The 5,449-nt window shown below is 59.2% G+C and carries 1 protein-coding gene and 1 pseudogene; both read left to right on the plus strand.

What is annotated here, in order from left to right; translation table 11 throughout:
• On the plus strand, window positions 1-3,787 hold a 3,787-nt coding region (locus tag BHC62_RS25155), incomplete at its 5' end, for a non-ribosomal peptide synthetase (protein WP_143007595.1).
• A gap of 153 nt (window positions 3,788-3,940) precedes the next feature.
• A pseudogene (locus BHC62_RS25160) lies at window positions 3,941-5,449 on the plus strand (condensation domain-containing protein); the annotation flags it as partial.

Raw genomic sequence — 5,449 nt, forward strand, 5'->3', positions numbered from 1 at the left:
GACTCGCACTGTCGGCTGGTTCACCAGCCTGTATCCGGTCAAGTTGACCGCCCACCAGGATTTGGGCGAAGCCATCAAACAGGTCAAGGAGCAACTGCGAGCCATCCCGGACAAAGGTATTGGGTTTGGCGTTCTACGCTATCTGGGTGACGCTCAAACTCGGGAACGCCTGGGCGCGTTGCCCATACCGCGCATTACCTTTAACTACCTGGGCCAGTTCGACGGTAGTTTCGACAGTGCCGAAGGCGCGCTGTTTGTCCCTACGGGCGAAGAGCGTGGTGCCGAAAAGAGCAGCGAAACGCCTTTGGGTAACTGGCTGACCATCAATAGCCAGGTCTATGACAACCAACTGAGCATGGGCTGGACCTTCAGCCACGAAGTCTTCCCCGTCGAGGCCATCCAGAACCTCGCCAACAGCTGCCTGCAGGCGCTCGAACAGTTGATCGCCTACTGCTGCGATACCCATCATCAAGGTGCAACCCCTTCTGACTTCCCATTGGCTGGGCTGAGCCAGGCACAACTGGACACACTGAGCATCCCGGTCCAGCAGATCGAAGACATCTACCCGTTGTCGCCCATGCAAGAAGGCTTGCTGGTGCACACGTTGCTGGAAAAAAACTCCGGCATTTACTTCATGCAAGAGTGCTACACCATCAAGGAAACGCTGGACTATCCACGCTTCGAGGCGGCCTGGCAGCAAGTGGTGCAGCGCTATGAAGCGATTCGGGCGTCATTCCTGTGGAATACCGGCGGCACGCTGCTGCAAATCATCCACAAAAACAGCAGCGTGCAGGTCGAACGGCTGGACTTGAGCCATGTGCCAATGGACCGGGTGCAAGCGCAAATTGAACACCTCCTCAAGGTAGAGCGCGAAGCCGGCTTCGATCTCGCCTTACAGCCGCCGATCCGCTTCAAGCTGATCCTGCTGGCCGACCAGTCCCACCGGTTTGTCATGAGTAACCACCATATCCTGCTGGATGCCTGGTGCCGCTCGTTACTGATGTCGGACTTCTTCGAGATCTACCACGCCATGTTGGCAGGCAAACCCTACGAGCTAGCCACACCCTACCGCTTCCGCGACTTTATCCAATGGTTGCAGCAACAGGATCGCACTGCCGCCACGACGTTCTGGCAAGACCAACTGGCGGGCCTGGAGCACACCACATCACTGCCGGTAGATCATCTGCAAGTGGCTGCGCACTCGGTGTCGGTGATTGGCGACAATTACACCTGGCTCAGCCAGGAAGACAGTACCGCGCTGCAAGAAGCCGCCACGCGCTACCACCTCACCCTCAACACCTTCGTCCAGGCGGCCTGGGCCTTGACCCTGCATAACCACAGTCGCTCGCGGGACGTGGTATTTGGTGTCACCGTTTCCGGCCGCCCAGCGCATATTCCCGAGATGCAAAATACGGTGGGGCTGTTTATCAACAGCGTACCGTTGCGGATCGCTATCCCCACACCGGACAGCCAACTCAGCACCCTCGCCTGGCTGCAAAGCATCCTGCACAAGAACGTATCGCTGCGTGAATATGACTACCTGCCTCTGGTCAACATTCAGGAGTGCAGCGAGATTCTCAAAGGCCAGCCGCTTTTCAACAGCCTGTTCGTCTACGAAAACGCGCCGATGGAAGACTCCGTTGGCCAGGACGCGCAGGACATGGGGGTGATCTCCGAGTCCTCGAGGACCCACACCAACTACCCGGTGACCGTGGTGGTGTACCCCAGCGACAAGGTTGGCCTGCACCTGTCCTACGACACGCGCTTCTTTGAACGCTCGACCATGGACAGCCTGCTGGAGGAGTTCAAGCAATGGTTGGTCGCCCTGCGTCATCACCTGCACCAGCCGTTAGCCCAAATCACGCTGCTTGATCCGGCACGCCAGGGCGAGTGGGTACTTGAACATAACCAATCGCAGGTACCCCACGACCTGCAGCGCTCGTTCGTCGAACAGTTCGAGCAACAGGTCGATGCTGGCCCACAACGTGTGGCAGCCGTATGCCAGGACCGCAGTTGGACCTACGAGCAACTTGACCGCCATGCCAATAGCCTCGGCCACGGTTTGATCGAGCATGGCGTAGGGCTGGATCAGACCGTGGCGTTGCTGGCCGATCGCGACCTGGAACTGTTGGCAATGATTGTCGGCACCTTCAAGGCCGGTGCAGGCTACCTGCCGCTGGATCCGAGCCACCCTGGCGAACGGATCAAGAACATCCTGCACTTGAGCAAGGCACCGCTGCTGGTCTGCACGGCCAAGTACCGTGAACACGCGCAAACGCTGCTTGCCGAGCTGGCCGCGAGCGCTCCCGGTCACACCGTAGGCCTGCTGGTCTGGGAGGATCTGCCACCCGCGCACACCAACCAACAACGTCCTGGGCGCTACAGCGGCCCGAACAACCTTGCGTATGTGATTTTCACCTCCGGTTCTACCGGGCAACCCAAAGGGGTCATGGTCGAACAGGCCGGCATGCTCAATAACCAACTGAGCAAAGTGCCTTACTTGCAATTGACAGAACAGGACATCATTGCGCAGACGGCGTCCCAGTCGTTCGACATTTCTGTCTGGCAGTTCCTCACCGCGCTGCTGTGCGGCACCAGGGTGTGTATTTTTGCCGACGATATTTCGAAAAATCCACAGGCCCTGCTCAAGCACGTTGAAGAGCAACGCATCACTGTGCTGGAAATTGTCCCGGCGCTGATCCAGGCGCTGCTGACCGAACAACACAGCGACCTTCCCGACCTGCGCTGGCTGCTGCCGACGGGCGAGGCGCTACCGGCAGAAACCGCCGCCGACTGGCTGGCACGTTACCCGCAGATCAAGCTGATCAACGCCTACGGCCCGGCCGAGTGTTCTGATGATGTGGCGTTCTACGACATCGACCCTGCCTCGACTCAACGCACCTACATCCCGATCGGTTACCCAACCGACAACAATCGCCTGTATGTGCTGGACGACGACCTCTCGCCAATCCCCACTGGTGCCACGGGTGAAATCTGTATCGCCGGCGTCGGCGTCGGGCGCGGTTACTGTGGCGACCCGGTGCGCACCGCTACCAGCTTTGTGCCCAACCCGTTTGCCCTGGTACCGGGCGAGCGTCTGTACAAGAGCGGGGACTTGGCCCGCCGGCGCAAGGAGGACGCCGCCCTGGAGTATCTGGGACGTGTCGACCAGCAAGTGAAAATCCATGGTTTCCGCATCGAACTAGGGGAAATCGAGGCGCAAATCGCGCTGTTCCCTGGGGTTCGAGAAGCGGCAGTACTGGTGGGCGAGAACCCTCTGGGCAAGCAGTTGATTGCCTACCTGACCCTGGAAGAAGGCCACGATCACTCGGGTATCGATGCCCTGCGGGCGTTCCTCAAGGCGCGCCTGCCGGCCTACATGATTCCTGCCCAGGTGCACCTGTTGGAGCAAATGCCGCGCAACCCCAACGGCAAGCTCGACCGCAAGGCCCTGGCCACGGTGGACGTGCAAAGCGCAGCCCAGGAGCACCGCGAACCGCAAAGTGGTTTGCAAACCGACATTGCCGCTATCTGGCGCGCCGTACTGAAGACCCAGCGCATTGGCCTGGATGACAACTTCTTTGCCCTTGGCGGCAACTCGTTGCTGGCGACACAAGTGACCTCCCGCGTGCATTTGAACCTGGGGATCGAGGTGCCACTGGCGGCGATTTTCGAAAGTGCCTCGCTGGAAGACTACGCACGCCGCATCGAGCCCGCTGGCGAACAAACCCCTGATGACTCATTGAATGATCTGTTTGATCTGCTCGATGTGCTGGAGACCCAATAAATGCAAGCCAATGCCCTGAACGACTTGATTGATCGTTTTATCAAGTTGCCAGTTACCCAGCGCAAAACCCTTTATGAACAAATGAGTGCCAAGGGCATGAGCTTGTCACGCTTGCCGATACCACAAACCCGGCATGCGTTCGCGCACATACCCCTGTCGTTTGCCCAGGAGCGCCAGTGGTTTCTCTGGTTGCTGGACCATGCCAGCGCCGCCTATAACCTGCCGACGGCACTACGCCTGCGCGGCCCGCTGGATATCGATGCGCTACAGCGCAGCTTCGATACCCTGATCGAGCGGCACCAGAGCCTGCGCACCCGGTTTGTCGAAGAGCCGCAAGGCGTGATGCAGGTGATCGAGCCCCGGAGCGGCCTGATCCTGGAGGTCACGGGTGAAAATGGCGCCACTGATGGCTTCATCAAGGACTTTGTCGAGCACCATAGCCGTCAACCGTTCGACTTGCGCAACGATCAGTTGCTGCGGGTGAAATTGCTGCGCATGGCCGACGACGATCATGTGCTGCTGCTGGTCCAACACCATATCGTCTCGGATGACTGGTCGATGCACATGATGGTCCAGGAGTTGGTGCAGCTATACGGTGCCTATTCCCAGGGCCTGTCCGTCGAGCTGGAAGCACTGCCGATTCAATACACCGACTACTCGATCTGGCAGCGCCGCTGGATGGAGGCTGGGGAAAGTGAACGCCAGCTGGCTTACTGGAAGGGCCAACTGGGCGGCGAACAACCGGTCCTGGAGTTACCCACTGATCGTTCGCGACCTGCCGTGCAGAGCTATCGTGGGGCAAACATCACGGTCACGGTTCCCCCGGCGCTGGCACAAAAACTCAAGCAGCTTGCCCAGCAGAGCAATGTGACGCTGTTCATGCTACTGCTTGCCTCGTTCCAGGCACTTTTGCACCATTACAGCCGCCAGGCCGACATTCGTGTCGGCGTGCCCGTGGCCAATCGTAACCGGGTAGAAACCGAGCGTTTGCTGGGCTTTTTTGTTAACACCCAAGTGCTCAGGGCGCGCTTCGATGAACCGCTGTCCTTCAGCGAACTGTTGGCACAGGTCAAGCAAACCGCGCTAGAGGCCCAAGCCCACCAGGACCTGCCCTTCGAACAACTGGTCGAAGCCCTCCAGCCGGAACGTAACCTGAGCCACAACCCGTTGTTCCAGGTGATGTTCAACCACCTCAGCGAACACCAGAGCGCGGCTGCCGACCGACCCTCATCGCCTTCGGTCTTACATGTCGAGAGCCTGAGCAGGGAGCACCATACCGCGCAATTCGACCTGACCCTCAACACCTTTGAATCAGCACAGGGGCTGTCTGCAACGCTGAACTACGCCACCGACCTGTTTGACGCCAGCACTATTGACCGCCTTGGGAAGCATTGGCTGAACTTGCTGGAACGCTGTATTGCAGCGCCGCAGCAGCCAATCGACAGTATTTCGCTGCTCAGTGATGTGGAAAGACAGCAGATCCTACGAGATTGGAACGCCAGCGCCGCCGACTACCCCCGTGACAGCGCCATCCACTCCTTGATCGAGTCCCAGGCTGCCCGTACCCCGGATGCGCTGGCATTGGTGTTTGATACCCAATCGCTGACCTTTGCCCAGCTCAACCAGCAGGCCAACCGCCTGGCTCATCGCCTGATCGAAAGC

This window comes from Pseudomonas sp. 06C 126, assembly GCF_001855215.1.
In the GTDB taxonomy this organism is placed as follows: domain Bacteria; phylum Pseudomonadota; class Gammaproteobacteria; order Pseudomonadales; family Pseudomonadaceae; genus Aquipseudomonas; species Aquipseudomonas proteolytica.